This is a genomic window from Pseudomonas saponiphila, from assembly GCF_900105185.1.
Classification (GTDB): domain Bacteria; phylum Pseudomonadota; class Gammaproteobacteria; order Pseudomonadales; family Pseudomonadaceae; genus Aquipseudomonas; species Aquipseudomonas saponiphila.
This window is the reverse complement of record NZ_FNTJ01000002.1, coordinates 1389952-1413002: the sequence shown is the minus strand read 5'-3', so window position 1 is coordinate 1413002 and position 23051 is coordinate 1389952. Positions and strand designations below refer to the sequence as shown.

General features: G+C 62.3%; 24 protein-coding genes. 8 read left to right on the top strand and 16 right to left on the bottom strand.

Going from position 1 to position 23051, the window contains the following annotated elements; translation table 11 throughout:
- Positions 1–180: 180 nt before the first annotated feature.
- Complete coding sequence (locus tag BLV47_RS28275; protein ID WP_092319666.1) at positions 181–663, bottom strand: glutathione peroxidase; 483 nt, start codon at positions 661–663, stop codon at positions 181–183.
- Positions 664–784: 121 nt separating this feature from the next.
- Positions 785–1270 (bottom strand): FKBP-type peptidyl-prolyl cis-trans isomerase, encoded by a 486-nt coding sequence (locus tag BLV47_RS28270; protein WP_016964800.1) that lies wholly within the window; start codon positions 1268–1270, stop codon positions 785–787.
- Here BLV47_RS28270 and BLV47_RS28265 point away from each other — a divergent pair.
- From BLV47_RS28265 to BLV47_RS28255, 3 genes are read left to right on the top strand one after another with little or no spacing between them, the layout of a single operon-like run.
- On the top strand, positions 1239–1577 hold the full coding sequence (locus tag BLV47_RS28265; protein ID WP_092320581.1) for a DUF3565 domain-containing protein: 339 nt from the start codon (positions 1239–1241) through the stop codon (positions 1575–1577). The genes BLV47_RS28270 and BLV47_RS28265 overlap by 32 nt on opposite strands.
- Before the next feature lie 57 nt (positions 1578–1634).
- Complete coding sequence (gene pta, locus BLV47_RS28260) at positions 1635–3734, top strand: phosphate acetyltransferase (protein ID WP_092319664.1); 2100 nt, start codon at positions 1635–1637, stop codon at positions 3732–3734.
- Positions 3735–4640, top strand: coding sequence for an acyltransferase (locus tag BLV47_RS28255; RefSeq protein WP_092319662.1), 906 nt, complete (start codon positions 3735–3737; stop codon positions 4638–4640). It begins immediately after the preceding gene.
- A 120-nt stretch (positions 4641–4760) separates the two neighbouring features.
- Here the strand turns inward: BLV47_RS28255 and cysN are convergent, their stop codons facing one another.
- The 4 genes from cysN to BLV47_RS28235 all read right to left on the bottom strand — a co-directional run bounded on the left by cysN (position 4761) and on the right by BLV47_RS28235 (position 9003).
- Complete coding sequence (cysN, locus tag BLV47_RS28250) at positions 4761–6659, bottom strand: sulfate adenylyltransferase subunit CysN (protein WP_092319660.1); 1899 nt, start codon at positions 6657–6659, stop codon at positions 4761–4763.
- A gap of 53 nt (positions 6660–6712) precedes the next feature.
- The gene (locus BLV47_RS28245) at positions 6713–7054 is read right to left on the bottom strand and encodes a four helix bundle protein (protein WP_092319658.1); all 342 of its coding nucleotides are present in this window, start codon (positions 7052–7054) and stop codon (positions 6713–6715) included.
- Positions 7055–7157: 103 nt separating this feature from the next.
- Positions 7158–8075 carry a sulfate adenylyltransferase subunit CysD gene (gene cysD, locus BLV47_RS28240; protein ID WP_060837559.1) on the bottom strand — a complete coding sequence of 306 codons (918 nt, stop codon included), beginning with the start codon at positions 8073–8075 and terminating at the stop codon, positions 7158–7160.
- Between the two features lie 169 nt (positions 8076–8244).
- Positions 8245–9003, bottom strand: a complete 759-nt coding sequence (locus tag BLV47_RS28235) for a Nif3-like dinuclear metal center hexameric protein (protein WP_092319656.1) — start codon at positions 9001–9003, stop codon at positions 8245–8247.
- Positions 9004–9105: 102 nt separating this feature from the next.
- On the opposite strand from BLV47_RS28235, the gene algW reads away from it, so the two are divergent.
- The 3 genes from algW to BLV47_RS28220 all read left to right on the top strand — a co-directional run bounded on the left by algW (position 9106) and on the right by BLV47_RS28220 (position 13192).
- Positions 9106–10260: a Do family serine endopeptidase AlgW gene (gene algW, locus BLV47_RS28230; RefSeq protein WP_092319654.1), complete on the top strand. Its 1155-nt coding sequence runs from the start codon at positions 9106–9108 to the stop codon at positions 10258–10260.
- Between the two features lie 85 nt (positions 10261–10345).
- Complete coding sequence (locus BLV47_RS28225) at positions 10346–12451, top strand: TonB-dependent siderophore receptor (protein ID WP_092319652.1); 2106 nt, start codon at positions 10346–10348, stop codon at positions 12449–12451.
- Positions 12452–12463: 12 nt separating this feature from the next.
- On the top strand, positions 12464–13192 hold the full coding sequence (locus tag BLV47_RS28220) for a DUF4198 domain-containing protein (protein WP_092319650.1): 729 nt from the start codon (positions 12464–12466) through the stop codon (positions 13190–13192).
- Between the two features lie 102 nt (positions 13193–13294).
- Here BLV47_RS28220 and hisC read toward each other — a convergent pair whose 3' ends face one another.
- From hisC to BLV47_RS28170, 10 genes are all read right to left on the bottom strand, one after another.
- Positions 13295–14347, bottom strand: a complete 1053-nt coding sequence (gene hisC / locus BLV47_RS28215) for a histidinol-phosphate transaminase (protein WP_092319648.1) — start codon at positions 14345–14347, stop codon at positions 13295–13297.
- Positions 14348–14349: 2 nt separating this feature from the next.
- A complete protein-coding gene (hisD, locus tag BLV47_RS28210) occupies positions 14350–15678 on the bottom strand; it encodes a histidinol dehydrogenase (protein WP_092319646.1) in 1329 nt (442 codons plus the stop codon).
- A 154-nt stretch (positions 15679–15832) separates the two neighbouring features.
- Positions 15833–16468, bottom strand: coding sequence for an ATP phosphoribosyltransferase (gene hisG, locus BLV47_RS28205; RefSeq protein WP_016968619.1), 636 nt, complete (start codon positions 16466–16468; stop codon positions 15833–15835).
- A 129-nt stretch (positions 16469–16597) separates the two neighbouring features.
- Positions 16598–17863 (bottom strand): UDP-N-acetylglucosamine 1-carboxyvinyltransferase, encoded by a 1266-nt coding sequence (gene murA, locus BLV47_RS28200; protein ID WP_011059281.1) that lies wholly within the window; start codon positions 17861–17863, stop codon positions 16598–16600.
- A gap of 22 nt (positions 17864–17885) precedes the next feature.
- Positions 17886–18125 (bottom strand): BolA family protein, encoded by a 240-nt coding sequence (locus BLV47_RS28195; protein WP_016966651.1) that lies wholly within the window; start codon positions 18123–18125, stop codon positions 17886–17888.
- A gap of 117 nt (positions 18126–18242) precedes the next feature.
- Positions 18243–18548, bottom strand: coding sequence for an STAS domain-containing protein (locus BLV47_RS28190; RefSeq protein WP_092319645.1), 306 nt, complete (start codon positions 18546–18548; stop codon positions 18243–18245).
- On the bottom strand, positions 18545–19198 hold the full coding sequence (locus BLV47_RS28185) for an MlaC/ttg2D family ABC transporter substrate-binding protein (protein ID WP_092319643.1): 654 nt from the start codon (positions 19196–19198) through the stop codon (positions 18545–18547). Before BLV47_RS28185 ends, BLV47_RS28190 begins: the two co-directional genes overlap by 4 nt.
- An 11-nt stretch (positions 19199–19209) precedes the next feature.
- Positions 19210–19677, bottom strand: coding sequence for an outer membrane lipid asymmetry maintenance protein MlaD (gene mlaD / locus BLV47_RS28180; RefSeq protein ID WP_092319642.1), 468 nt, complete (start codon positions 19675–19677; stop codon positions 19210–19212).
- Positions 19677–20474 (bottom strand): lipid asymmetry maintenance ABC transporter permease subunit MlaE, encoded by a 798-nt coding sequence (gene mlaE, locus BLV47_RS28175; RefSeq protein WP_092319640.1) that lies wholly within the window; start codon positions 20472–20474, stop codon positions 19677–19679. The genes mlaD and mlaE overlap by 1 nt, the downstream gene beginning before the upstream one ends.
- Positions 20474–21283 carry an ATP-binding cassette domain-containing protein gene (locus tag BLV47_RS28170; protein ID WP_092319638.1) on the bottom strand — a complete coding sequence of 270 codons (810 nt, stop codon included), beginning with the start codon at positions 21281–21283 and terminating at the stop codon, positions 20474–20476. Before BLV47_RS28170 ends, mlaE begins: the two co-directional genes overlap by 1 nt.
- Before the next feature lie 264 nt (positions 21284–21547).
- Here BLV47_RS28170 and BLV47_RS28165 point away from each other — a divergent pair, with 264 nt between their 5' ends.
- The gene (locus BLV47_RS28165) at positions 21548–22522 is read left to right on the top strand and encodes a KpsF/GutQ family sugar-phosphate isomerase (RefSeq protein WP_060837553.1); all 975 of its coding nucleotides are present in this window, start codon (positions 21548–21550) and stop codon (positions 22520–22522) included.
- Complete coding sequence (locus tag BLV47_RS28160; protein WP_092319636.1) at positions 22523–23047, top strand: KdsC family phosphatase; 525 nt, start codon at positions 22523–22525, stop codon at positions 23045–23047.
- Positions 23048–23051: the final 4 nt, after the last annotated feature.

The following is a 23051-nucleotide window of genomic DNA, read 5'->3' as shown; positions in this document are numbered from 1 at the left end:
TCGACGCACAAGACCGCGCCGGATACCTGCCCCGGCGCACTTATGATGGGGATAATATTCGTCCCCCAAAGCCCTGCACAGCATTATTGATTTAAGTGATTTAGATGCAAAAACGCCGCATGAGAGCGGCGCGGGGCAGGCAGGAACAATGGGCCGGGCGGGTGGACCCGGCTGGCCGCTTCAGCTCAAGGCCTTCTCGATAGCCTGGACCACAGTGGGATCATCCGGCGCGGTGCGTGGCGAGAAGCGCGCCAGAACCCGGCCATCCTTGCCCAGGAGGAATTTTTCGAAGTTCCAGGTGATGTCCCCCGGAAACTCGGCCCCCTCGCCTGCCAGCAGGCGGTACAGCTGATGACGCTCGGGGCCATTGACCTCAAGCTTGGCACTCAAGGGAAAGGTCACCCCGTAGTTGAGGCTGCAAAACTCCTGGATCTGCTGCTCGGTTCCCGGCTCCTGCCCGGCGAACTGATTGCAGGGCAGGCCCAGCACGCTGAACCCCTGGCCCTTGTATTGCTGGTAGAGATTTTCCAACGCCGCATATTGTGGTGTCAGACCACATTTGGAGGCGACGTTGACCACCAGCACGACTTGCCCCTTGAAGGGCGCGAGCGGTAGCTCCTGACCATCCAGGGCTTTCAATTTAAGGTCGTGAAAAGCACTCATGACGAACTCCAAATTCCTGTGTTCCTACAGAAGACAGCCTCTCGACAGTACAGCCAAAAGCCGCGGACTAAAAAGGCGCCCTCGGGCGCCTCTCCAGTAAGCTTGAGCTTAGCGCAGAAAATCAGTGGTGATGGCCACCTTCGCCATGGACGTGGCCATGGGCGATTTCTTCCTGGCTGGCGTCACGGATGGCAACGATCTTGACCTGGAAGTTCAGGCGCTGGCCAGCCAGCGGGTGGTTGCCGTCGACGGTCACGTCGTCGCCGTCCAGATCACGGATGGTCACGATCTGCATCTGGCCGTCCGGAGCGGAAGCGTGGAACTGCATGCCCACTTCCAGCTCGTCGACGCCTTCGAACATGCTGCGGCTCAGGGTGCTGACCAGTTCGGCAGCGTATTCGCCGTAGGCATCTTCAGGTTCTACGGAAACGTTCAGCTCGTCACCGACTTGCTTGCCTTCCAGAGCCTTTTCCAGACCAGGAATGATGTTACCTGCGCCTTGCAGGTAAACCAGCGGGGCGCCGCCGGCAGAGCTGTCGATGACCTCACCAGCGTCGTTGGTGAGGGTATAGTCGATGGAGACAGCCTTATTGGCGGCGATCAGCATGGGGTGGGACCTTTTGCATAAGAATGAAGAGGGTCGAAGTTTAGCGAAGCAATCGCTCGAAAGCGAACGGAACCCGGACCAACGGAACGGGAAAACCCCGTCGACAATTCGTGGATTTCATCAGGATGAAGACGGCCACTGGGTGGCGGAGCTGTCCTGCGGCCATACCCAGCACCTGCGCCACCAGCCGCCCTGGCAATCCCGGGCCTGGGTCCTGGACCCACAGCAGCGGACAGAAAAAATAGGCCAGCCCTTTGCCTGCGGCTGGTGTGCTCAAGCCCCGGGAAGCGATAACCTTAGCGCCTGACGATTCGGCAGACGGCCTTAGACCGTCGCCCTTGCCATGCACCTTCCGAGAATTCGCATGCAAACTTTTTTCATCGCGCCCACCGATTTTGGTGTGGGTCTGACCTCCATCAGCCTCGGGCTGGTGCGTACCCTGGAACGGGCCGGCCTCAAGGTCGGCTTTTTCAAACCCATTGCCCAGCCTCATCCGGGCGATACCGGCCCCGAACGCTCCACCGAACTGGTGGCCCGTACCCACGGTCTGAAGCCGCCGCAACCCCTGGGCCTGGCCCATGTCGAGCGGATGCTCGGCGACGGTCAGCTGGATGAACTGCTGGAGGAAATCATCACCCTCTACCAGCAAGCCGCCATCGGCAAGGACGTGCTGATCGTCGAGGGCATGGTGCCGACCCGCAGCGCCAGCTATGCCGCCCGGGTCAACCTGCACCTGGCGAAAAGCCTGGATGCCGAGGTGATCCTGGTGTCCGCCCCGGAAAACGAAGTACTCACCGAACTGTCCGGCCGGGTCGAACTGCAGGCACAGCTGTTCGGCGGCCCACGGGACCCGAAAGTGCTGGGGGTGATCCTCAACAAGGTGCGCACCGATGAAAGCATGGAGGCCTTCTCCGCACGCTTGAAGGAGCATTCGCCATTGCTGCGCAGCGGTGACTTCCGCCTGCTGGGTTGCATTCCCTTCCAGCCGGAACTCAACGCCCCACGCACCCGCGACGTAGCGGAACTGATGGGCGCCCAGGTGCTCAACGCCGGCGACTACGAAAGCCGGCGCATGACCAAGATCATCATTTGCGCGCGCACCATGCGCAACACCGTGGAGCTGCTCAAGCCCGGCGTGCTGGTGGTGACCCCGGGGGACCGCGACGACATCATCCTCGCCGTGAGCCTGGCGGCCATCAACGGCGTGCCCCTGGCCGGCCTGCTGCTGACCAGCGACACCCTGCCCGACCCGCGGATCATGGAGCTGTGCCGAGGCGCCCTGAACGCCGGCCTGCCAGTGCTGTCGGTCAGCACCGGCTCCTACGACACGGCCAACCAGCTCAATGGCCTGAACAAGGAAATCCCCATCGATGACCGCGAGCGCGCGGAAATCATCACCGACTTCGTCGCCAGCCACCTGGACGCCAACTGGCTGCACCAACGCTGCGGCACCCCGCGGGAAATGCGCCTGTCGCCAGCGGTGTTCCGCTACCAGTTGATCCAGCGCGCCCAACAGGCCGACAAGCGCATCGTCCTGCCCGAAGGCAGCGAGCCCCTGACCGTGCAGGCCGCCGCCATCTGCCAGGCTCGCGGCATTGCCCGCTGCGTGCTGCTGGCCAAGCCGGAGGAAGTGCATGCAGTGGCCCGGGCCCAGGGCATCGACTTGCCCGAAGGCCTGGAGATTCTCGACCCGGACCTGATCCGCGAGCGCTACGTGGAGCCCATGGTGGCCCTGCGCAAGAGCAAGAGCCTGAACGCGCCCATGGCCGAGCAGCAACTGGAAGACCCGGTGGTGATCGGCACCGTGATGCTGGCCCTGGATGAAGTCGATGGCCTGGTTTCCGGGGTCATCCACTCCACCGCCAACACCATCCGCCCGGCCCTGCAACTGATCAAGACCGCCCCGGGCTGTAGCCTGGTGTCTTCGGTGTTCTTCATGCTGTTCCCCGAGCAGGTGCTGGTCTATGGCGACTGCGTGATGAACCCGCACCCCAGCGCCAGCGAGCTGGCGGAAATCGCCTTGCAGAGCGCCGACTCGGCGGCGGCCTTCGGCATCACCCCACGGGTGGCAATGATCAGCTACTCCAGCGGCGACTCGGCCAGTGGCGAAGAAGTGGAGAAAGTCCGCGAGGCGACCCTGCTGGCCCACGAAGCCCAGCGCTCACTGCTGATCGACGGCCCGTTGCAATACGACGCCGCGGCCAACGAAAACGTCGCCCGACAACTGGCGCCCAACAGCCAGGTGGCGGGCAAGGCCACAGTGTTCGTGTTCCCCGACCTGAACACCGGCAACACCACTCACAAGGCGGTGCAGCGCAGTGCCGATTGCGTCAGCCTGGGCCCGATGCTGCAAGGCCTGCGCAAGCCCGTGAACGACCTGCCCCGGGGCGCCCAGGTGGATGACATCGTCTACACCATCGCCCTGACTGCGATTCAAGCCGCCAACCGACCCATGGATGTCTAAATGCTGGAATTTCTACCTGCCGTCGTGCGCGGGATCATCGCCTCGATCCTGCTGGCGCTGAACACCATCCTGCTGTGCTCGTTCCTGTTCTGCGTGGCGATCTGCAAGGCCCTGCCCTTCGCCCTCACCCAGCGCCTGACGCACTGGCTGATGAACCACACCCACGAAGCCTGGATCAGCAACAACAAGGCCTGGATGCAGCTGGTGTGCCGCACCCGCTGGCATGTGCAGGACCTGCAAGGCCTGGATTACCAGCACTCCTACCTGGTCACCAGCAACCACCAGAGCTGGGTCGACATCATGGTCCTGCAGTACGTGTTCAACCGGCGCATCCGCCCGCTGAAGTTCTTCCTCAAGCAAGAATTGATCTGGGTGCCGGTGATTGGCCTGGCCTGGTGGGCCCTGGGTTTTCCGTTCATGAAGCGCTACTCCAAGGCCTACCTGGAAAAGCATCCGGAGAAGAAAGGCAAGGATCTGGAAACCACCCGCAAGACCTGCGCGAAGTTTCGCAACAACCCGGTGGGTATCTTCAACTTCGTCGAAGGCACGCGCTTTACCGAGGCCAAGCACGCCCAGCAGCAATCACCGTTCCGCTACCTGCTCAAGCCCAAGGCTGGCGGCATCGCCTTCGTCCTCGACGCCATGGGCGAGCAGTTGCACTCGATCATCGATGTGACCCTGCACTATCCCGCTGGCCGTCCCGGTTTCTGGGACCTGCTGTGCGGCCGAGTCAAGGACGTGGTGGTGCACTTCGAGGAGGTGCGGATTCCGCCGCAGTTCATTGGCCGGAACTACGAGCAGGACACGGCCTATCGTCAGGAATTCCAGGGCTGGATCAACCAGCAGTGGCAGGCCAAGGATGCGCTGCTGGAAAAGCTGCATCGAGAGTATCCGGCAAAACCTTGAGGGCCTCTTCGCTGGCAAGCCAGCTCCTACGGAGCTGAACCGTCCTGGCCGGGGAAGGCTAATTCAAGCGCACAAAAAAGCCCGCAGCCGATCACTCGACTGCGGGCTTTTGGCTACGGCTTAGATCGCGCCGCGGCTACGCAACAGGTCCAGCACCTGCTTGACACTCTCTTCCACCGACAGCGCCTGGGTGTCGATCACCAGATCGGCATTGAGCGGCACGTCGTAAGGGAAGGATTCGCCCGGGATGTTATCCCCGCCCGCCGCGTACAGCCCTTGCGGATCACGCTCGGCGCACACCGCAGGCGATGCCTGGACGTAAACCGTCAGCAGACGCTCCTTGCCGATCAGGTCCTTGGCCTGCTCGCGCCCTTCGGCACTCGGCGCCACGAACGCCGCCAGGGTCAGCAGGCCGGCTTCGTTGAACTGACGGGCGACGTGGGCCGCACGGCGCCAATTCTCGGTCCGCCCGGCACGGTCCTGGGGCAGGCCCTTGTTCAGGTCGTGCCGCAGGTTCTGGCCATCGAGCACATACACCGCGCGCCCCATGTCGAACAGCTTGCGCTCCACGGCGTAGGCCAGGGTGCTCTTGCCGGCGCCCGACAGGCCGCTGAACAGCACGGTGGCCGGTTGCTGGCCGAAGCGCTGGGCACGCTCTTCGGTGGCGACATGGGCCAGCTTGCCATGGTGGGTGGCGCTGCCATGGGCCACTGGCTGGGCGATGATCATGCCGGCGCCGACGGTGCCGTTGGTCAAGCGGTCGATGACGATGAAGGCCCCGGTGGTGCGGTTGCTGTCGTAGCCATCCAAGGCGATCGGCGCGTCGAGGCTGACCTTGACCTTGCCGATCTCGTTCAGTTGCAGCGCGCTGGCCGCGCCCTCTTCCAGGGTGTTCACATCGACCTTGTGGATGATGCTGGCAATCGAGCCCGGCACGTAGCTGGTAGCACGCTTGATGTCGTATTTCTTGCCCGGCAGCATCGGCTCTTCGGCCATCCACACCAGCATGGCTTCGAAGCTGTCGGTGACCGGCGGCACGTTGTCGGCATGCACCAGCAGGTCGCCACGGGAGATGTCGATCTCGTCTTCCATGGTCAGGGTCACGGCCTGGCCCGGGCCTGCCTGCTCCAGCTCGCCCTCGAAGGTGACGATGGACTTGACCCGGCTGCTCTTGCCCGACGGCAGCACCACGACTTCGTCGCCCTTGTGCACGATGCCGCTGGCCAGGGTGCCGGCAAAGCCACGGAAGTTCAGGTTCGGACGGTTGACGTACTGCACCGGGAAACGCAGGTCGGTGAAGTTGCGGTCACCGGCCACTTCCACGGTTTCGAGGATTTCCATCAGCGACTGCCCGGTGTACCAGGGCGAACGCTCGCTCTTGTTCACCACGTTGTCGCCCTTGAGCGCCGACATCGGCACGAAGTGCAGGCTGGTGGGCTGCAACTTCAGGCCCTGGGCAAACTTCAGGTAGTCGGCCTTGATCGACTCGAACACACCTTCATCGAAGTCCTTGAGGTCCATCTTGTTGATGGCGACGACGATGTGCTTGATGCCCAGCAACGAGGCGATGAAGCTGTGGCGACGGGTCTGGGTCTGCACGCCGTAGCGGGCATCCACCAAGATGATCGCCAGGTCACAGGTGGAAGCACCGGTGGCCATGTTGCGGGTGTACTGCTCATGGCCGGGGGTGTCGGCGATGATGAACTTGCGTTTGGCGGTGGAGAAATAGCGGTAGGCGACATCAATGGTGATGCCCTGCTCGCGCTCGGCCTGCAGCCCATCGACCAGCAATGCCAGGTCGATGTCGTCACCGGTGGTGCCGACCTTCTTCGAATCCCGGGTAATGGCTTCCAGGTGGTCTTCGTAGATCATCTTCGAGTCGTGCAGCAGGCGCCCGATCAGGGTGCTCTTGCCGTCATCGACGTTGCCGCAGGTGAGAAAGCGCAGCAGCTCTTTACGTTCGTGCTGGCCCAGGTACGCGAGGATGTCCTCGCTGATCAAATCAGATTGATGGCTCATAGCGTTCAAGCTCCAAGCTGTCAGCTTCAAGCGGCAAGCTTGTCGGCGTACAGCTAGTCAGAAATTTTTTTGATCAAGCCGCTGAGCATTTTCGAAAGCTCGCGAGTTTCTGTAATCCAGTGTTCAGCCAGCGGTTGTGTGATGTAGGCAATTTCCTGACCGATGATGATCTGCGTGCGCAGCTCGCCATTGGAGGCTTTGGCGATCCAGAGATAGTGAACTTTCTCTCTGGCGCTACGCCGCTCCATGCCTTCGGCAATATTGGAGGGCACCGAGAGTGCTGAGCGCGTGATCTGACTCCGGAAGGAGAAATCCTCACATCGCGCAAACTCTCTGTAGATCTCCACCGCCAAGGCTTTGCTTCTACGCCAGACCACCAGTTTCTCGAAATCCATGACGAGTCATCCGGTGTCGGCTCACAGCAACCTGCCGCAAGCATCAAGCCACAAGCTACGCATCACGCAGGCAACTTGCAGCTTGTCGCTTGTAACTTAAAACTCAGAAATAACCCTGACGTTTTTTATCTTCCATCGAGCCTGCGCCATCGTGGTCGATGACCCGGCCCTGGCGCTCGGAAGTTCGCGTCAGGAGCATTTCCTGGATGATGTCCGTCAGGCTCTCGGCCTCGGACTCCACCGCGCCCGTCAACGGGTAGCAGCCAAGGGTACGGAAACGCACTTTCTTCTTGACGATGCGGGCTTTCTCTTCATCGGACAGATGTTCGAGGATGCGCTCGTCATCGATCATGATCAGGGTACCGTTCTTCTCGATCACTTCACGCTCGGCGGCGAAGTACAGCGGCACGATCGGGATGCCTTCCAGGTAGATGTATTGCCAGATGTCCAGCTCGGTCCAGTTGGACAGCGGGAACACGCGGATCGACTCACCCTTGTTGACCTTGCCGTTGTAGACGTTCCACAGCTCGGGGCGCTGGTTCTTCGGGTCCCAGCGGTGCTTGCTGTCGCGGAACGAGTAGACGCGCTCCTTGGCGCGGGACTTCTCTTCATCGCGACGGGCGCCGCCGAACGCGGCGTCGAAACCGTACTTGTCCAGGGCCTGCTTGAGGCCCTCGGTCTTCATGATATCGGTGTGCTTGGCACTGCCGTGGGTGAAAGGGTTGATGCCCTGGGCCACGCCATCCGGGTTGACGTGAGTGATCAGGTCCAGGCCCAGTTCTTCGACCATGCGGTCGCGGAACTTGTACATTTCCTGGAATTTCCACTGGGTATCGACGTGCATCACCGGGAACGGCAGCTTGCCGGGGAAGAACGCCTTGCGGGCCAGATGCAACATCACGGCGGAGTCTTTACCGATGGAGTACAGCATCACCGGGTTGTCGAACTCGGCGGCCACCTCGCGGATGATGTGGATGCTTTCCGCCTCCAGCTGTTTCAGATGCGTCAGTTTGTCGACCATGGCTACTCACGAAAGCTTTCTTATGGACGGCCATCGGGCCGTGTTCGAGCGGGGCATGCTAGCACAGCGACCTGCTTCTAATCAGGAAGCCAACTAGAACGAAACGATATATGAATATGCCGCCCGGTTAGGCAGAAAAATCGCCTGCCCGGACGGCCCATGCACGGGATCAGATCGGGTTGGGGCAGTCGATGAACAGGTGTTCCAGGGCAAAGCGCCGGGCCAGATAGTCGCCTAGGGCCTGGACGCCGTAACGCTCGGTGGCGTGATGGCCGGCGGCGATGAAACTGATGTCGTTTTCCCGGGCACTGTGGAAGGTCTGCTCCGAGGCCTCGCCACTCAGGTACAGGTCGACGCCGGCCTGCACCGCCTGGTCGATGTAGCCCTGGCCCCCACCGGTGCACCAGCCGACCCGGCGGATCATCTCGCTGCCTTCGATCAGCAGCGGTTCACGGCCCATCGCTTCCTGCACCCGCCGGGCAAAGTCCCGCGCGGTCATGGGTTCGCTGAGGGATCCGACCAGACCGACGACCTTGGGGTTCTCCGGGTCCAATGGGCCTTCCACGGTGATCTCCAGCTGCCGGGCCAACTGCACGTTGTTGCCCACCTCGGGATGCAGGTCCAGGGGCAGGTGATAGGCCAACAGGCTGATGTCGTGCTTGAGCAGGGTTTTCAACCTACGCTGCTTCATGCCGGTGATGCAGGGGTTCTCGCCTTTCCAGAAGTAGCCGTGATGCACCAGCACCAGATCGGCCTTGGCCTCCACGGCGGCATCCAGCAATGCCTGGCTCGCGGTGACGCCGCTGACAATACGCATCACCTGCGGACGCCCTTCGACCTGCAGGCCATTGGGGCAGTAGTCGGCGATGCGTGAACTGCCCAGATAGCGGTCCGCTTCTTCCACCAATGTACTCAGGGCAACGGCCATAAAAGACTCCTAAATATCCCGTTCAGAGGCGCGCGCGGCCTCGTATAATGCGCGACATTATGGGCCGTGCGCAGCCCTTCGTAACCACCCAGGACTCGCTCAATGCTCAAGGCTCTGCGTTTTTTTGGCTGGCCGCTTCTGGCCGGCGTGCTCATCGCGTTGCTGATTATTCAGCGCTACCCCCAGTGGGTCGGCCTGCCCAGCCTGGACGTCAACCTGCAGCAAGCGCCACAAACCACCAGCACCCGGCAGGGACCGGTGTCCTATGCCGATGCGGTGCTGATTGCCGCGCCTGCGGTGGTTAACCTGTACACCACCAAAGTGATCAACAAGCCGGCCCACCCGCTGTTTGAAGACCCGCAGTTCCGGCGTTTCTTCGGCGACAACCTGCCCAAGCAGCAGCGCATGGAGTCGAGCCTGGGTTCCGGGGTGATCATGAGCCCCGAAGGTTATCTGCTGACCAACAACCACGTGACTTCCGGCGCCGAACAGATCGTGGTGGCGCTCAAGGATGGGCGGGAAACCCTGGCCCGAGTCATCGGCAGCGATCCGGAAACCGATCTGGCGGTGCTCAAGATCGACCTGAAGAATCTGCCTTCGATCACCGTCGGCCGCTCGGAAAGCGTCCGCGTCGGCGACGTCGCCCTGGCCATCGGCAACCCGTTCGGGGTCGGCCAGACCGTGACCATGGGCATCATCAGCGCCACTGGACGCAATCAGCTGGGCCTGAACAACTACGAAGATTTCATCCAGACCGACGCCGCGATCAACCCGGGCAACTCCGGCGGCGCCCTGGTGGACGCCAATGGCAACCTGACCGGGATCAACACCGCGATCTTCTCCAAGTCCGGCGGCTCACAGGGCATCGGCTTCGCCATTCCGATCAAGCTGGCCATGGAGGTGATGAAGTCGATCATCGAGCATGGTCAAGTGATCCGCGGCTGGCTAGGAATCGAAGTGCAACCGCTGACTCAGGAACTGGCGGAGTCCTTCGGCCTGGCCGGACGTCCCGGAATCGTGGTGGCGGGGATCTTCCGCGATGGCCCGGCACAGAAAGCCGGCATGCAACTGGGGGATGTGATCCTCAGCATCGACGGCGAACCTGCCGGCGACGGCCGCCGCTCGATGAACCAGGTGGCGCGCATCAAGCCGATGGAAAAAGTCGCAATCCTGGTGATGCGCAATGGCAAGGAACTCAAGCTGACGGCGGAAATCGGCCTGCGTCCGCCCCCCGCACCGGTCAAGGAAGCAGAGTAAAGCTGGGCCCGGCGATGCCGGGCCAACAGCATACATTCTCATTGGTCATGTTATATTGTTTCAATATTGCTATTGGAACAGCCCCATGACGTCCCGAAAAATCCTCCCCCTGGCCGGCCTGGCCCTGGGCCTGCTGGCCGATCCCCTGCTCGCCGAAGAACCGCAGCCCCTGGAGCTCGAAACAACCCGCATCACCAGCGAATACGAATCCGCCACAGGGCCGGTCAAAGGCTACCGGGCCACGCGCTCGGCCAGCGCCACCAAGACCGATACGGCGATCCGTGACATCCCGCAATCTGTCAGCGTGATCCCCGCCAGCGTGCTCAAGGACCTGGGCAGCAGCAACGTCGAACGCGCCCTGGAGTTTGCCAGCGGAGTCTCCAAGCAGAACAACTTCGGCGGCCTGACTCTGTATGAATACAGCGTGCGCGGCTTCACCACCTCGGAGTTCTACAAGGACGGCTTCAGCGCCAACCGCGGCTACCCCAGCACCCCGGACGCGGCCAATATCGAGCGCATCGAAGTACTCAAGGGCCCGGCCGCCAGCCTCTATGGTCGCGGCGACCCCGGCGGTACGGTGAATATCGTGACCAAGAAACCCCAGCCCGAAGCCTTCACCACCCTGCAGACCAGCGCCGGCAGTTGGGACCGCTACCGCACCGCCCTGGACCTCAACACCCCGCTGGATGCTCAGGGCAATCTGCTGTCCCGGGTCAATCTGGCGGTGGAGGACAACCACAGCTTCCGCGACCACGTCGACAGTCGCCGGGTGTTCGTCGCGCCCTCCTTCAGCTGGCAATTGAACCCGGACACCAGCCTGCTGGTGGAAAGCGAATTCGTGCGCCACAGCTCGACTTTCGACCGCGGTATCGTCGCCCCCAACAACCGCTGGAGCGGCGTCTCCCGCAAGACCTTCCTCGGCGAACCCAGCGACGGCAACATCGACAACCACAACAACATGCTCCAGGCCGCCCTGGAACATCACCTCAACGACAGCTGGAAGCTGCGCCTGGCGAGCCACTACAAGGAAGGCAAGTTGTGGGGCTTCGCCTCGGAGGCCCGTCCGCTGAATGCCGACCAGCGGACGGTCAATCGGCGCTACCGCGAGCGCGACAACAACTGGCACGACAGCATCACCCAGCTGGAACTGCGCGGCCTGTTCGATACCGGCAGCTGGCAGCACGAACTGTTGATCGGCAGCGAATACGAGAACTACCGCAAGAACGAACGAGTCACCACCTTCGCCGGCGGCCCTTACGCCATTGATATCCACGATCCGATCTACGGCCAGGCCAAGCCTGACGGCAAGCGTTCCGGCACGGACTTTTTCGAGCATGTCGAAAGCCGGGCCCTCAACCTGCAGGACCAGATCGTCTTCACTGACCGCCTGCGCGGCACGCTCGGCGCCCGCTTTGAACACTTCGAGCAAAAGATCGACGACCACACCACCGGCAAACGCAGCCGCCAGAGCCACGACGCCCTGACCCAGCGCGCCGGCCTGCTGTATCAACTGACTCCGCAGTGGGGCCTGTTCGCCAACGCCTCCACCTCGTTCAAGCCCAACAACGGGCTGGATGCGGCCGGCAAGACCTTCAAGCCCGAGGAAGGTGTCGGTTATGAAGTGGGGATCAAGAGCGAGCTGTTCGACGAACGCCTGAGCGCGACCCTGGCCGCCTTCCATATCGACAAGGAAAACGTCCTGGCCCTGGACCCCGGCAGCGACTCCAGCCGCGCCGTGGGCAAGGCCCGCAGCCAGGGCTTCGATGCGCAAGTGACCGGCCAGTTGACCGATGCGGTGCGGGTGATCGGTGCCTATGCGCTGATCGATGCCGAGGTCACCAAGGGCGATCGGGCGATCCCGTCCGGCAGCCGCATACTCGGCGTGGCCAAGCACAGCGGCAGCCTGTTGGGCGTCTATGAGTTTCAGGACGGGCGACTCAAAGGCTCGGACGTCGGCGCCGCCCTGACCTACGTCGGCGATCGCTCGGGCGAGGCTGGAGGCAGCTTCGAGTTGCCCGCCTACCGCACCCTGGACCTGCTGGCCCACTACAAGGCCAGCGACAACCTGACCCTGGGCCTGAACCTGAACAACCTGTTCGACGAGAAGTACTACGAGCGCTCCTACAGCAACTACTGGGTCACTCCAGGCGAGCCGCGCAACTTCACCGTCAGCCTGACCCTCAACCTGTAGCCGGAAATCGCCATGCACAACCTCAAATCAATCGCCCTGCTGGGCCTGCTCGCCACCCTGGGTACAACCCAGGCCTCGGCCCACGGTCTGTGGACCGAACAGCGACGCGGGAATATCGAAGTGATCTACGGCCACGGGGCCGAAGACGATGCCTTCAAGGCCAAGAAGGTCAGCGGTGCCTGGGCCTACGACGGCGCCGCCAGAATGATTCCAGTGACCGTACAACGCCTGGCCGACCACGCACGCCTGCAACCACTCAAGCCACCGGCGGTGCTGGCCGTGGCGCTGGACAACGGTCCGTGGTCGCAAACGGCGGACAAAGGCTGGGTCAACCAGGGGCGCAGTAAAGTCCCGGGGGCGATCGCCTCGACCCACACCTTCAAGTACAGCCTGGCGATCTATCAAGCGGGGGCGAAGCTGCCCAAGCTGGAACAGCTCAAGCTGCTGATCCTGCCGGAAGTCGACCCGCTGACGGTGGGCCAGGGCAACAGCCTGCCGGTGCGGGTAATGCTGGATGGGCAGCCCGTGGCTGGGGTCAAGTTGATCGGCGATTATCGCAATGCACCGAGCACCCTGAGCACCGAGACCGATGCCCAGGGACGCGCGCAAGTGCTGGTGAGAAATGAAGGCTTGAACGTGATTGCCGCAGAGCTTGAAGTACCGCTCAAGGACGATCCGGATGTGGCTTCACGCGGCCTGTTCAGCTCCCTGACCTTCCTCGGCAACCCGCACCACGAATGAGGGCAGCCGGGGGCTGCAGCTACAAGTGGCAAGCTTGTAGCTGCAAGTCAGAGGCTCCTGGCATTGCTCTGGGCTTCCAACTTGCAGCTTGCAGCTCACGACTTAGAGCTGCCCCAACCCGTCGATCAGTGCCTGGTTCTGCTCCGGGGTGCCGATGCTGATCCGCAGGAACTGGGCGATCCGCTCCTGCTTGAAGTGACGCACTATCACCCCTTGCTCGCGCAGCTTGGCCGCCAGCCCCGCCGCATCGTGCTGCGGGTGGCGGGCAAAGATGAAGTTGGCCGCCGATGGCAGCACTTCAAAGCCCTTGGCCTGCAACTGCGCCACCACCCACTCGCGGCTGTCGATCACCAGCTGGCAGGTCTTGGCGAAATATTCGCGGTCCTCGAAGGCCGCCGCCGCACCGACGATCGCCAGGCGATCCAGCGGGTAGGAGTTGAAGCTGTTCTTGATCCGCTCCAAAGCCTCGATCAGATCCGGATGGCCCACCGCCAGGCCCACCCGCAAGCCGGCCAGGGAGCGCGACTTGGACAGGGTCTGGGTCACCAGCAGGTTGGGGTAGCGGTCCACCAGACTGATGGCGGTCTGGCCGCCGAAGTCGATATAGGCTTCGTCCACGACCACCACCGAATCCGGGCTGGCCTGGAGGATCTGCTCCACCGCCTCCAGGGCCAGCAGGCAGCCGGTCGGCGCGTTCGGGTTGGGGAAGATGATCCCGCCGTTGGGCTTGGCGTAGTCGGCTACGTTGATCTGGAACTGTTCGTCCAGGGGCACCGCCTGGTAATCGATGCCATACAGCCCACAGTACACCGGGTAGAAGCTGTAGCTGATGTCCGGGAACAGCAGCGGCTGATCCTGCTGCAGCAGGCCATGGAAAATGTGCGCCAGGACTTCGTCGGAACCGTTGCCGAGGAACACCTGGTTGCCCTGCACCCCGTAGTAACTGGCCACTGCCTGCTTGAGCAGGTCGCTGTTGGGGTCGGGGTACAGGCGCAGGTTGTCGTTGAGCTCGGCCTGCATCGCCGCCAGGGCCTTGGGCGACGGGCCATAGGGGTTTTCATTGGTGTTGAGCTTGACCAGCTTGGTCAGCTTGGGTTGTTCACCCGGCACGTAAGGCACCAGGTTCTTGACGAACGGACTCCAGAATTTGCTCATGTTCATTGCCCCTGATCTTGGTCGTCGACGATGCGGTATTCGGCGCTGCGGGCGTGGGCGGTCAGCGACTCGCCACGGGCCAGCACCGAGGCGGTCCGGCCCAGCTCGGACGCACCCTGCTCGGAGCAGAAGATGATCGACGAGCGTTTCTGGAAGTCATACACCCCCAGCGGCGAGGAGAAACGCGCGGTGCCGGACGTCGGCAGCACGTGGTTCGGCCCGGCGCAATAATCGCCCAGCGCCTCGGAAGTGTGACGGCCCATGAAGATCGCCCCGGCGTGACGGATCTGCGGCAGCCAGGCTTGCGGGTCGGCCACCGACAACTCCAGGTGCTCGGGGGCAATGCGATTGGCCACGTCCATGGCTTGCTGCATGTCGCGAACCTGGATCAGGGCGCCACGGCCATTGATCGAAGTGTTGATTATTTCCGCGCGCTCCATGGTCGGCAGCAGCTTGGCGATACTCGCAGCGACTTTATCCAGGAACTCGGCGTCCGGGCTGACCAGGATCGCCTGGGCGTCTTCGTCGTGCTCGGCCTGGGAGAACAGGTCCATGGCGATCCAGTCCGGATCGGTCTGACCGTCGCAGACCACGAGGATCTCCGAGGGGCCGGCGATCATGTCGATGCCGACCTGGCCAAATACGTGGCGCTTGGCGGTGGCCACATAGATGTTGCCAGGACCGACCACCTTGTCCACCTGGGGCACGCTTTCGGTGCCGTAGGCCAGCGCGGCAACAGCCTGGGCGCCGCCGATGGTGAACACCCGGTCGACCCCGGCAATGCAGGCCGCCGCCAGCACCAGTTCGTTGACTTCACCACGCGGGGTCGGCACCACCATCACCACTTCAGCCACGCCCGCCACCTTGGCCGGGATCGCGTTCATCAGCACCGACGACGGGTAGGACGCCTTGCCCCCCGGTACATACAGGCCGGCGCGGTCCAGCGGCGTGACCTTCTGGCCCAGCACCGTGCCGTCGGCCTCGGTGTAGCTCCAGGAATCCTGCTTCTGTTTCTCGTGATAGCTGCGCACCCGCGCCGCGGCCTTTTCCAGGGCTTCACGCTGGGCCACGGTGATTCGGGTCAGGGCCAGTTCCAGGCGCTCGCGCGGCAGGATCAGATCGGCCATGGAAGCCACCTGCAAACCGTCGAAACGCTGGGTGAACTCCACCAGCGCCGCATCCCCGCGCTCGCGCACGGCCTTGATGATGTCCAGCACCCGCTGATTGACCGAATCGTCAGAGACACTTTCCCAGCTCAGCAGATGATCCAGATGACGGGCGAAATCCGGATCGGCAGCGTTGAGTCGGCGAATTGCAGTCGGAGCGGTCATAGCGAAGGCCTCAGTAATTGGCGAGTGCTCAAAAGGGCAAGCTTGGATTTGCAAAGCTCAGGCGCCGCAAGACTACCAAGCCATCCGCGTGGGCACCTGAGCATTCTGGCTATGACGCGGATAGATGGGCGCGGCTCAAGGCCACGCATGTGAATCAGCCGCGGTGTCGCGACTCCACTGCCTTGCGCAGGGTGTCGATCAACGCCTGGATACGGGCGTGCTGCATCTTCATCGATGCCTTGTTGACCACCAGACGGGAGCTGATGGTGGCGATCAGTTCCTGGGGCTCCAGACCGTTGGCCCGCAGGGTGTTGCCGGTGTCGACCACGTCGATGATCTTGTCCGCCAGACCGATCAGCGGCGCCAGCTCCATGGAGCCGTAGAGCTTGATGATGTCCACCTGGCGGCCCTGTTCGGCGTAGTAACGCTTGGCCACGTTGACGAACTTGGTGGCTACCCGCAGGCGCCCCTTGGGTTCGACGGCGCCGATGGCTCCGGCGGTCATCAGCTTGCACTGGGCAATCTGCAGGTCCAGCGGTTCGTACAGGCCCTGGCCGGAGTACTCCATCAGGACGTCCTTGCCGGCCACCCCGAGGTCGGCGGCGCCATGTTCGACATAGGTCGGCACATCGGTGGCGCGCACGATCAGCAGGCGTACATCGTCCTGGGTCGTGGGGATGATCAGTTTGCGGCTCTTGTCCGGATTCTCGGTCGGCACGATGCCCGCTTCAGCCAGAAGCGGCAGCGTGTCGTCGAGGATACGGCCCTTGGACAGTGCGATGGTCAACATGAGTAACGTAAGTCCTTATGCGGCGACTGATGCCCGGACGCAAACGGCGCCAGACATGCGTCGAGCCTGAAGACAGGCTCGACGTGGAACAGATTCGGCTGTGGGCACCTCCCTGTGCCCGTCATGCAACTAGCCCGGTACGCGGCGGATCTTCGCGCCGAGCATCTGCAGCTTCTCTTCGATGCACTCGTAACCACGGTCGATGTGGTAGATGCGGTCGATCAGGGTGTCGCCTTCGGCCATCAGGGCCGAGATCACCAGGCTGGCCGAGGCCCGCAGGTCGGTGGCCATGACCGGCGCGCCCTTGAGGATTTCGGTGCCGGTGACGATCGCGGTGTTGCCTTCGACCTGGATCTTGGCGCCCATGCGGTGCAGTTCGTACACGTGCATGAAACGGTTTTCAAAGATGGTCTCGATCACCGCGCCAGTGCCTTCGGCAATCGCGTTCAGGGAAATGAACTGAGCCTGCATGTCGGTCGGGAACGCTGGGTACGGAGCGGTACGCACGTTGACCGCCTTGGGGCGCTTGCCGTGCATGTTGAGCTCGATCCAGTCGCTGCCGGTGGTCACTTCGGCGCCGGCTTCCTTGAGTTTCTCCAGTACGGCTTCAAGGATGGTCGGATCGGTGTCCTTGACCTTGACCCGCCCGCCAGTGACGGCTGCCGCCACCAGGTAGGTGCCGGTTTCGATACGGTCGGGCATGACCTTGTAGATCGCCGAATGCAGACGCTCAACGCCATCGATGGTGATGGTGTCGGTGCCAGCGCCGGAAATCTTCGCCCCCATGGCGATCAGGAAGTTCGCCAGGTCGACGACTTCAGGTTCGCGGGCGGCGTTCTGCAGCACGCTGCGGCCACGGGCCAACGCCGCGGCCATCATGATGTTCTCGGTACCGGTCACGCTCACGGTATCGAAGAAGAAGTTCGCACCGCGCAGGCCGCCTTCAGGGGCCTTGGCCTTGATGTAGCCGCCTTCGACGTCGATCACTGCGCCCATGGCCTCCAGGCCGCGGATGTGCAGGTCAACCGGGCGCGAGCCGATGGCGCAACCACCCGGCAGGGCCACTTCGGCTTCGCCGAAACGGGCAACCATCGGGCCCAGCACCAGGATCGAGGCGCGCATGGTTTTCACCAGCTCGTAAGGCGCCACCAGGGTCTTGATGGTGCGCGGGTCGATTTCAACGCTGAGTTTCTCGTCGATCACCGGCTCGATGCCCATGCGACCGAACAGCTCGATCATGGTGGTGATGTCGTGCAGGTGCGGCAGGTTGGCCACGGTGACCGGGCCATCGCACAGCAGGGTTGCCGCCAGAATCGGCAGCGCGGAGTTCTTGGCCCCGGAAATGCGGATCTCGCCATCAAGGCGAACGCCGCCGGTAATAATCAATTTATCCATAACAGTCTCGACGCCCTTGGGCTCAGGTGCGCTCGGCCCAAGCCGCGCGGCTGAAAAATTTCATAGTGATCGCGTGGATGCTGCCATCGGCAATCCATGGATTCAAATGGGCATAGATGCTCTGCTGACGCTTGACCGGGCTCAAGGCCACCAGTTCGTCGCTAATCACGTTCAGCTGAAAGTTGCAGCCTTCGCCCTCAACTTCTACCTGAGCTCCGGGCAGCTTTCCCTCAAGAAAGCTCTTCACTTCGTTGGCCTGCATGCTCAACCTCAATCGGCGCCCTGTGCGCGCGGGTCGGACATCATACAAAAAAGCCCCGCGCCTGCGAACCCCGCATAGCAGGACTCTGACGGGGGGCTTCTATATAGATGTGGGTTACTACGGATGGAGGAGGATCTCGGTGACCCCGGACACCTCGGCGATTTCCCGCATGCCCTCGGGCAGAGCGCGAACACTCACCGTCTTGCCCAGCCCCTGACCATCGCGAATGAAGGCCAGCAACAGGGCCAGACCGACACTGCTGGATTTTTCCACCGCCGAGCAATCAAGCACCAGGGCCGTGCCCGGGCTCGACTTGATCAGCGCCAGGCCCTGCTTGCGCAGGCCCGGGCCGCTGCGGTAGTCCAGCACGCCACTGATCAGCAGCTCCCCGGCGTCACCCAGGCGTACGGCCGACTCACTCATTGCGCAGCCTTATGGGCGGCGTCTTCGGTGACTTCCTTGGCCTTGGCCACTTCGCCGGCCCAGCCGTCGATGGTCTTGTCCAGGTTGTTGCCGTTGCGCTGCATGGCGTCGGCGAACTGATCACGGAACAGCTTGCCGATGTTGATGCCGTTGATGATCACGTTACGCACTTTCCACTCGTCGTTGATCTTCTCCAGGGTGTAGGACACCGGATAGATAGCGCCGTTGTTGCCTTTGACTTGCATGTCCACGCTGGTACGGGTGCCGCTTTCATCCCTGGCCGGAGAAACGGTGATGCCCTGGTTGTTGTACTCGAGCAAGGCGTTGCCATAGAACTGCATCAGGCTGCGCTTGAAGTTCTCCTGGAAGCGCGCCATCTGCTCCGGGGTGGCCTTGCGCGAATACTTCACGGTCATGATGCTGCGGGAGATGCCGTCGGCATCCACCACCGGACCGACAATGCCGTTCAGGGCGTTGTAGAAGTCGTTCGGGCTTTGCTTGTACTTTTCCTTGTTGGCCGCCAGATCCGCCAGCAGGCGGGTGGTGGTGTCCTGCACCAGATCGTGGGCGGAAGGTGCACTGGCCGCGCTAGCCAGCAACGGCAGGGCCGCCAGCAGCACCAACAGGCCACGTCGCAAGATAGAGATCATCGAAAAACTCCTCATTTGGCGTCTTTGCTAACGGTATTGAGCAGGAATTTACCGATCAGGTCCTCCAGTACCAGCGACGACTGGGTGTCGTGGATGGTCCCGCCATCCTTGAGCAAGGTTTCTTCCCCGCCCACGCTGATACCGATGTATTTCTCACCCAACAGGCCAGCCGTCAGGATAGATGCAGTGGAGTCGGTCGGCAGATTATCCACACGTTTTTCCAGCTGCATGGTCACCCGACCGGTGAAGCTGTCGCGGTCCAGATCGATCGCCGTAACCTTGCCGATGGTGACCCCAGCCATGGTGACCTTAGCTCTGACCGTCAAACCGGCGATATTGTCGAAGTAGGCGTAAAGCTTGTAGGTATCGGTGCTTGCGCTCGGAGACAAGCCACTGACTCGCAGGGCAAGCAACAGCAAAGCCAGGATGCCGGCCAGCAGGAAAAGGCCGACACCGATTTCCAGGGTGCGGTTTTGCATCAGAAATCTCCAAACATCAAGGCGGTCAGAATAAAGTCCAAGCCCAGTACGGCCAACGAGGCGTACACCACGGTCTTGGTAGTGGCACGGCTGATCCCCTCTGAAGTGGGCTCACAGTCGTAGCCTTGGAATACGGCGATCCAGGTCACTACAAACGCAAAGACGATACTTTTGATCACGCCATTGAGTACGTCACCGCTGAAGGTCACGCTGTTCTGCATGTTCGACCAGTAGGAACCTTCATAGACCCCCAGCCAGTCCACAGCAACCCAGGAACCGCCCCAGATCCCCACCACGCTGAAAATCATCGCCAGCAGCGGCAGGGAGATGAAGCCGGCCCACAGGCGTGGCGCGATGATGTACTTGAGCGGGTCGACCCCGATCATCTCCAGGCTGGAGAGCTGCTCGGTGGATTTCATGTTGCCGATCTCGGCAGTCAGCGCTGAACCTGCACGACCAGCGAACAACAGCGCGGTAACCACCGGCCCCAGCTCACGCAACAGGGTCAGGGCGACCATCTGCCCCACCGCCTGCTCCGAACCGTAGCTGGAGAGAATGTTGAAGCCCTGCAGCGCCAGCACCATGCCGATGAAGATTCCGGACACGACGATGATCACCAGGGACATCACGCCCACGGAGTGCAGTTGCTTGATCAGCAGGCCGAAACTGCCGCCGATGCCACCGCGGCCCAGCAGCGCGTGAAACAGGAACAGGGTGGAACGCCCCAGTACCGCCAGGACATCGATGCCTGAGCGACCGAAGAGGCGAACCCTCTCGATTAGCGATATTTTGCGCATCAGCGCTTCCCCAGAAGATCTGCGCGGTAATCCGTCGCTGGAAAGTGAAACGGCACCGGGCCGTCGGGATCACCCTTCATGAATTGACGGATACGCGGATTGTCGGAGTCCATCAGTTCGTCAGGAGTTCCCTGGCCCAACACCTGGCCATCACCGACTACATAGAGGTAATCGGCAATGCTCGCGGTTTCCGCAAGATCGTGGGACACCACGATGCTGGTAATGCCCAGGGCATCGTTGAGCAGACGGATCAGCCGCACCAGGACACCCATGGCAATCGGGTCCTGCCCCACGAAAGGTTCGTCGTACATGAGAATCTGCGGGTCCAGGGCGATGGCCCGGGCCAGGGCGACCCGGCGCTTCATGCCGCCGGACAGCTCATCGGGCATCAGGTCGACGGCACCCCGCAGGCCCACCGCCTGCAGCTTGAGCAGGACAATGTCGCGAATCATCTCGTCCGGCAGTTCGGTATGCACCCGCAGCGGAAAAGCCACGTTCTCGAACACATCCAGATCGGTGAACAGGGCGCCACTCTGAAACAGCACGCCCATCTGCTTGCGCGCATCGAACAGATCGCTGCGCGAGAGGCTCGGCAGATTCTGGCCGTTGACCCACACTTCGCCGCTGCTGGGCCGCAACTGCATGCCCATCAAGCGCAACAGGGTGGTTTTTCCGCAGCCGGAAGGCCCCATGATGCCGGTGACCTTGCCTCGCGGAATACGGATATCCACGTTATTGAAAATGCTGCGCGCACCGCGCTTGAAGGAAAGTCCCTTCAGCTCGACCGCGTAGGCGTTATCGGCACTCATCTAAACTCCTTGCGATGCAGCCTATCACTCGGACGCTTGGCTCCCTGCCGGGAGTACGTGCCCCTGGGCAGGCCGAACTGGCGGCGAACTATATCACTGCTGATACGACGCCCCCAAGGCCGAAGCCGTGAACGTTCAGGTCCAGGACAGGCAAAATCGGAGGATTCCTGATACCGGCCGGATAAAGGCTGACGAACTTGCGTGAGGGATTTGCTCATTACCGCTATAATCGCCGCCTTTTCATCGGGCTATACGATTTCAGACATGAGCCAATCCAGCGACCTGATTCAATCAGCACAACGCACCATCCGCCTCGAACTTCAGGCCGTAGAAGGCTTGCTGCCCCATATCGACGCAGATTTCGTACGCGCTTGCGAGATGATTCTGGCCAGCAAAGGCCGCGTGGTCGTGGTCGGCATGGGCAAATCCGGGCACATCGGCAACAAGATCGCCGCTACCCTGGCGAGCACCGGAACCACGGCTTTCTTTGTCCACCCAGCTGAAGCCAGCCATGGCGACATGGGCATGATCACTCGCGACGACGTTATCCTGGCCCTCTCCAACTCCGGCTCTACCAACGAAATCGTCACCCTGCTGCCGCTGATCAAGCGCCTGGGCATCCAGCTGATCAGCCTGACCGGCAACCCTGAGTCGCCACTGGCCAAGGCCGCCGACGTCAATCTCAACGTGCATGTCGAGCACGAGGCCTGCCCGCTGAACCTGGCTCCCACCTCCTCGACCACCGCGGCCCTGGTCATGGGCGATGCCCTGGCCGTGGCCCTGCTGGAAGCCCGCGGCTTCACCGCCGAAGACTTCGCGTTCTCCCATCCCGGTGGCGCCCTGGGCCGCCGCCTGCTGCTCAAGGTCGAGAACGTGATGCATGAAGGCAACGATCTGCCGCAGGTGCAACGGGGCACCCTGCTCAAGGATGCGCTCATGGAAATGACCCGCAAGGGCCTGGGCATGACCGTGATTCTGGAGGCCGACGGTCGCCTGGCCGGGATCTTCACCGACGGCGACCTGCGCCGCACCCTGGATCGCGCCATCGATATCCACCACGCCACCATCGATTCGGTCATGACCCCTCATGGCAAGACCGCCCGCGCCGATATGCTGGCCGCCGAAGCCCTGAAGATCATGGAAGACCATAAAATCAGCGCCCTGGTGGTGGTGGACAAGGAAGACCGGCCGATCGGCGCCTTGAACATGCACGACCTGCTGCGCGCGGGAGTGATGTAAATGAGTGCCGACCTGCTGCAACGCGGTAAACACATCAAGCTGGCGGTCTTCGACGTCGACGGCGTCCTGACCGACGGTCGCCTGTACTTCCTTGAAGACGGCAGCGAGTTCAAGACCTTCAATACCCTCGACGGCCAGGGCATCAAGATGCTCATGGCCGCCGGGGTGCAGACCGCGATCATCAGCGGGCGCAAGACCCCGGTGGTCGAACGCCGCGCCAAGAACCTGGGGATTCCCCACCTCTACCAGGGCCGCGAAGACAAACTGGTGGTACTGGACGAGCTTCTGGCCCAACTGGGCCTAAGCTATGAACAGGTCGCCTACCTGGGTGACGACCTGCCCGACCTGCCGGTGATCCGCCGTGTCGGCCTGGGCATGGCGGTGGCCAACGCCGCCGGCTTTGTCCGCGAACACGCCCACGGCATTACCGTTGCCCGCGGCGGCGAAGGTGCCGCACGGGAGTTCTGCGAGCTGATCCTGCGCGCCCAGGATCGTCTTGAAGCAGCCAATGCCGCTTATCTATAGAGCC